The 5,993-nt window shown below is 37.9% G+C and carries 6 protein-coding genes; 2 read left to right on the top strand and 4 right to left on the bottom strand.

The window, feature by feature from the left end; all coding sequences use genetic code 11:
- Positions 1-154: 154 nt before the first annotated feature.
- A complete protein-coding gene (locus ACILQF_RS09690; RefSeq protein WP_395627210.1) occupies positions 155-844 on the bottom strand; it encodes a zinc metallopeptidase in 690 nt (229 codons plus the stop codon).
- Positions 845-921: 77 nt separating this feature from the next.
- Between ACILQF_RS09690 and ACILQF_RS09685 the strand changes: the two genes are divergently transcribed.
- Together ACILQF_RS09685 and rmuC are read left to right on the top strand one after the other, a co-directional pair.
- The gene (locus tag ACILQF_RS09685; protein WP_395627209.1) at positions 922-2,058 is read left to right on the top strand and encodes an NAD(P)/FAD-dependent oxidoreductase; all 1,137 of its coding nucleotides are present in this window, start codon (positions 922-924) and stop codon (positions 2,056-2,058) included.
- 38 nt (positions 2,059-2,096) lie between these two features.
- Complete coding sequence (gene rmuC, locus ACILQF_RS09680; RefSeq protein ID WP_395627208.1) at positions 2,097-3,413, top strand: DNA recombination protein RmuC; 1,317 nt, start codon at positions 2,097-2,099, stop codon at positions 3,411-3,413.
- Here rmuC and ACILQF_RS09675 read toward each other — a convergent pair.
- From ACILQF_RS09675 to thiL, 3 genes are all read right to left on the bottom strand, one after another.
- A complete protein-coding gene (locus tag ACILQF_RS09675) occupies positions 3,410-3,754 on the bottom strand; it encodes a DUF6370 family protein (protein ID WP_395627207.1) in 345 nt (114 codons plus the stop codon). The genes rmuC and ACILQF_RS09675 overlap by 4 nt on opposite strands.
- A 24-nt stretch (positions 3,755-3,778) precedes the next feature.
- Entirely contained in the window at positions 3,779-5,236 is a 1,458-nt protein-coding gene (locus tag ACILQF_RS09670; protein WP_395627206.1) for an alpha-L-fucosidase, read from the bottom strand.
- 58 nt (positions 5,237-5,294) lie between these two features.
- Positions 5,295-5,993, bottom strand: a 699-nt coding sequence (thiL, locus tag ACILQF_RS09665) for a thiamine-phosphate kinase (RefSeq protein ID WP_395627205.1), incomplete at its 5' end; no start/stop codon positions are given.

The following is a 5,993-nucleotide window of genomic DNA, read 5'->3' as shown; positions in this document are numbered from 1 at the left end:
TACGAAATGATACGAGTAGTAGATGGTCAGAAATTTGAGGTTAATATCCCGGAGTTTCAATTGATAACACCCTATAAACTAAATTAGAATTTTTTTATACAAAAAACCCCGAACAGATATTTAATCCATTCGGGGCTTAATATTTAAAAAATATTTACTCGTCTCTTCTTCCCATCAACATGCTGGCATAATAAACCAATGTAGCTAACGAACTTAATGCTGCAACCACATAGGTCATTGCCGCCCACCACAATGCATCTTTTGCTTGATCATTCTCTGTTTCAGACTGCATAATTCCACGATTAGTTTGTAACCATGCTAATGCGCGATTGCTTGCATCAAATTCTACCGGCAAGGTTATGAAAGCAAAAAGAGTAACTACCGCTAAAGCCACCACACCAATTAATAGAACAGTCGAGTTTCCAGAAAACATCAATAGCATAACACCGATCATTAAAGCCCATTGCGTAATTTTCGAAGCCACATTTACTGCGGGCACCACAGCCGATCTAAATTTTAACCAATTATATGCTTTCGCATGCTGAACGGCATGCCCACATTCATGTGCGGCAACTGCTGCTGCGGCAACACTTCTGCCATGATAAACCTCCGGACTCAAGTTCACAGTGCGATCTGCGGGATTATAGTGATCAGACAATTGACCCTCCACAGAAATAATCTGCACATCAAAAACCCCATTATCCTTTAACATTTTATCTGCAATGTCTTTACCGCTCATACCAGATGCTAAAGGCATTTCGGTATATTTCTTAAATTTACTTTTAAAACGCCACTGCACCGCAAAACTTACGATTGCAATGACTATCATTAAAATTATTCCCATCGTTTTTGTTTTTAATAATACCTGTCAAAAATTATTCCGAATAAAAATAACCACAAATAATTTATCTTTAAGAACATATGATAAATAGTTTTTCCTATTGGGAGCAGAAATCATTTTTAAGCGGTTTCGATGTGTTGATCATCGGTAGCGGGATTGTAGGATTATTCGCTGCACTAAGCTTAAAATCACAGAAACCAAAATTAAAAATAGGGGTGTTGGAGGCGGGTTTCCTTCCGGGGGGAGCGAGTACCAAAAATGCCGGATTTGCTTGTTTTGGGAGCATTTCTGAGCTAATTGAAGAGTTAAAAACGGGATCAGAAGATGAGATAGCAGGAATTATAGAGATGCGCTGGCGGGGACTGAAAAAGCTCAGAGAAAGTCTGGGAGACAGAGCCATTTCATTTGAGCAATATGGGGGTTATGAGGTGTTTAAAAGTTCTGAAACAGACTTTGCAAACAGCTGCATTGAACAGATTCCATACTTCAATAAATTTCTGGGATCCATCATTGGAAAGACTGACATTTATGCAGTTAACAATGCTAAAATTGCAGAATTCGGCATGAATGGAATCACAAATATGATCAAAAATAAATACGAGGGACAAATAGATACCGGAAAAATGATGAGCGCCTTACTATCAAAAGTACAGGGAATGGGGATCGCAATTTTCAATAATTGCCGGGTGCAAAAAATTGAATCTAATTCAAACGATCAGGTTCTCATTACAAATCAGGGTACATTCAAGGCAAGCGCAGTCATTCTGGCAACCAACGCATTCGGTAAAGAACTTATACCGAAATTGGATGTTGTCCCAGGAAGGGGCCAAGTATTAATTACTGAACCAATTAAGGGTTTAAAAATTAAAGGTAGTTTTCATTATAATCGGGGCTATACCTATTTCAGAAATATTGATGATCGGATACTTCTCGGTGGGGGTAGAGATCTTAATTTTGAGGCTGAACAAACACTAGATCCAGGAATAACGGATATTATCCAAAACTATCTTGAAAAATTGCTTAATGAAACTATTCTTCCAGAACAAAAAGTTAAGATAGAACATCGCTGGAGTGGGGTTATGGGTTTTGGTAAGGAAGTAAAACCAATTGTTGAAAAGATCCAACCCGGACTCTATTGCGCTGTTCGCTGTAATGGAATGGGTGTCGCCATGGGAAGCCTTCTTGGCGAACAGGTTGCAATGCTAATTGATCTTTAAACCAGTATTGAAACTTATATCTATAAAATTTCTAAGAAATGGAAATCTATATTATTCTACTCGCAGCATTCGCTATCATATTGCTTTTTATATTCATCAGAACCAAGCCGGCAAGCGGCGGAATAAGTCGGGAGCTGCTCGATCAATTAAATATTGCTAAGGCCAAAGCTGAAGAACGTGCCGAAAACTTGAAAACAGAATCAGATAAGCTAAAAAAAGAGTTAGATTCTGAACGAGAAAAGCTATCAGAAGCCATTAAAGCTCTAGAGAGCTCGCGCTCATATTTCAAGGCGCAGCAAGAAAAAATCGAAGAACAAAAAGCAGAAATCAGAAATAATCAGGAAAAGTTTAATAAAGATTTCGAGCTAATTGCTACGCGAATTCTGGATGAAAAAACAAAAAAGTTTACGGAAGAGAACCGCAATAACCTGGATATAATTTTAAACCCATTTAAAGAGAATATAAAGGCTTTCGAAGAAAAAGTTGAAAAGGTTTACAAGGCAGAATCGGATGAAAGAAATGTCTTAAAAGGCCATATAAATCAGTTGATTGAGCAATCTAACCTCATGAATATGGAGACGAAAAACCTCAGCAATGCGCTAAAAGGCGATAATAAAAAGCAGGGGAATTGGGGAGAAATGATTTTGGAAAGGGTATTAGAAAGATCTGGCCTGGTGAAAAACCAAGAATATAGAACACAGGCTACCCACCAGTCTTCTGAGGGACAAAACTTTCAACCAGATGTGATTATTGATCTTCCAGATGATAAACACCTCATTATTGATGCAAAAGTTTCCTTGGTTGCCTATGAGCGCTTGGTAAATTGTGAGAATGAGGAAGAACGCGAAAATTATACCAAGCAGCATATCGCATCCATTCGAGGGCATATTCAGGGTTTATCTTCAAAAAACTATAGTGAGCTCTATAAAATCAACTCCCCCGACTTTGTTATGCTTTTTATTCCCATCGAATCCTCATTCGGAATAGCGGTACAAAAAGATGCAGAACTATTCAATTTTGCTTGGGATAAGCGCGTGGTAATTGTTAGTCCCTCAACACTTTTAGCAACCCTGCGAACCATTGCCAGCATGTGGAAGCAGGAACGTCAAAATAGGAATGTGATGGAAATTGCGCGTTTAAGCGGTGAAATGTATGATAAGTTTATTGGTTTTATGGCTGATATGGAGGGAATTGGAAAAAACATCCGCCTTAGCCAGGACGCTTATGATAAAGCCTTAAATAAACTTTCTACTGGTCGCGGCAATCTTGGTGTTACAGCAGAAAAGATTAAAAAACTAGGCGCAAAAACGGGTAAACAACTAGACCAGAAATTCATTAATGAAGATGACCTTTAGTTGTTCTGTTTTTCGGATTCAGGCAATAATTTAAAGGAAGTGATTAAAAATCTATTATTCACAATATTGCCACGAACCTCAGCCTTACGTACCTTCTGGCAAAATCCATTCTTTGCATGTGCATCACCATGATCATCTATTTTTGTACCATCTACAAAATAAGATTTGCCATTAATTCTAACTGCAAGATCGCATGACTTTCCTTCCATCTTAAACTGACATTGTCCGCATGCCGCTTCAACAACTTGAACCTCCCCGGATTTTGAGTTTAACTTGGGGGTTTGTGCACTTACAATACTTGTAGATATGCTGATAAGTAGAAAGAAAAAAATGTTCTTCATGGCCATAATTGTTTTTAAAACAATTTAATATACTTCCACGTTTGAGATCGCCGGACAAGCTTTCGAATCTAGTATAGTAACTCGGATTTTTGATGTTTGCATAGGATCAATCTTAAAAATACGCTTATAACCAATAGTGGTTCCATCGGCCACCTTCGTCCATTTTCCATCTTTCCATGCCTCAACAGTGAACTTTTTCACGCGTTGACCAAGTTTAATGTATTCTTGAATAGTTACATATTTAACTGTTGATACTTTTCCTAAGTCTAGCTCAAAACTTCCACTTAATTGTCCGTCATTGGTTGCCCAATAGGTTTCTTTATTGCCATCGCTTAAGTTTGAGGCGGCAAATAAAGGTGAATTTCCTCTAAAAGAATCCGCTTTTATATTTGCTTTGAAGGCTAGGTTTTTGGCAAATTCAGTATCCAATAATTTTTTATATCCGCGCAAAGCCTCCACATCCCTCTCGTGGAAAAGTCCGCGTTGATCTGGCGGAATATTTAATAATAGAGTTGAACCTCTTCCCACAGAACTCAAATAAATATCAAAAAGTTGTTCTGCGCTTTTTACTTTATCATCTTCATTTGCATGATAAAACCACCCCGGTCTGATGGAAACATCCACCTCTGCAGGAATCCATCTTTTTCCATCAATAGATCCTGTGTTTAACAAATCTGTAATTCCTGATTTGCCAGCGTATAAAGTATCTGTAGAAATGGTATTCCAATTGGTCAATCCAGCAATTCCGCGCTCATTTCCTACCCATCGTACCCCGGGTCCAGAATCGCTAAATACCAAAACATCTTTCTGAATTTGATTGACAAGTTCCAATGTTTTAGGCCATCCATAATAGCTTTTAGAATCTATTTTTCTGACTTCGCGGGCTCCTCCATAATATCCATCACCACCATTGGCGCCATCAAACCATAATTCGAAAATAGGTCCGTAATTAGTGAAAAGCTCTGTAATTTGCTTTCTATAATAGTCTACATAAGCGGGTTTACCATACTCCGGATGATTTCTATCCCAGGGTGATAAATAAACCCCGAATTTTAAACCGAATTTTTTTGCAGCATCTGAAGTTTCTCGAACCACATCGCCTTTTCCATCTTTATATGGACTATTTTTTACGGAATGTTCGGTGTATTTACTTGGCCATAAACAAAAGCCATCGTGATGCTTGGTGGTTAAAATTAAGGTTTTAAAACCTGTTTCTTTCAGCGTTTTTGCCCATTGTTCCGTATCTAGTGCAGTAGGATTAAATGTGGTCCTTTTTTCGTCGCCAAAACCCCACTCTAAGCCGGTAAAAGTGTTTGTTGTAAAGTGTACAAAGGCATTGGTCTCCATTTCATGCCATTCCATTTGTTGTTTGTCGGGAATAGGATAGACTGCCGCTGGTGCCTTACTATTAGTTGTTTGGGAAATCGCACTTGTGGAAGTAGCAAATAAAGCTAAAATAAAAACTAGGAGTTTTCTATTCATGGGATATCAAATATTTAAATTAAATATAGTTTATTTTAGACCAAAAGAAAAAAGAGTTCTATTCTTGGATCCCCTTCAAGGAGTTCCAGCCTTGGGCTTTAATTGGGTGAACCATTTGCGATTTTGAAATTAAATTACAACCCGCCGAGGCTTCAGTCATATGTCCGATGATGGATATATCTGGATTGTTTTTAATTTTTTCAAAATCAGACTGTTTAACAGTAAAAAGCAATTCATAATCCTCACCACCATTTAAGGCACAAACTGTTGGGTCGATGCCAAAATCACGTGCGGTATCATAAGTCATTGGATCGATGGGAATCTTTTCTTCGTACAAATTACACCCCTTATTCGATTGCTTACAGATATGCAGAATTTCGGAAGCTAAACCATCAGAAATATCAATCATGGAAGTCGGCTTGATTTTCATCAATTTTAATGCTTCAATAATGTCTTTTCTTGCTTCGGGCTTTAACTGTCGTTCAACAATATAATCTTTACCTTCCAAATCGGGTTGGATATTAGGATTTTCTAAAAAGATGTTTTTTTCTCTTTCAAGCAATTGTAATCCGATATAGGCGCCACCTAAATCGCCCGAAACACAGAGCAAATCACCTTCATTGGCACCATTTCGATAACAAATATCTTTTTCATCAGCAAACCCAATACTAGTTACACTTATAATCAAACCTTGCTTTGAGGAACTAGTATCGCCACCTACTAAATCAATCCCGTACTTTTCACAGGCAACACTTAT

Origin of the sequence: Daejeonella sp. (assembly GCF_044232565.1) — a bacterium.
GTDB lineage: Bacteria > Bacteroidota > Bacteroidia > Sphingobacteriales > Sphingobacteriaceae > Daejeonella.
This window is presented reverse-complemented; position numbering and strand designations above follow the sequence as displayed.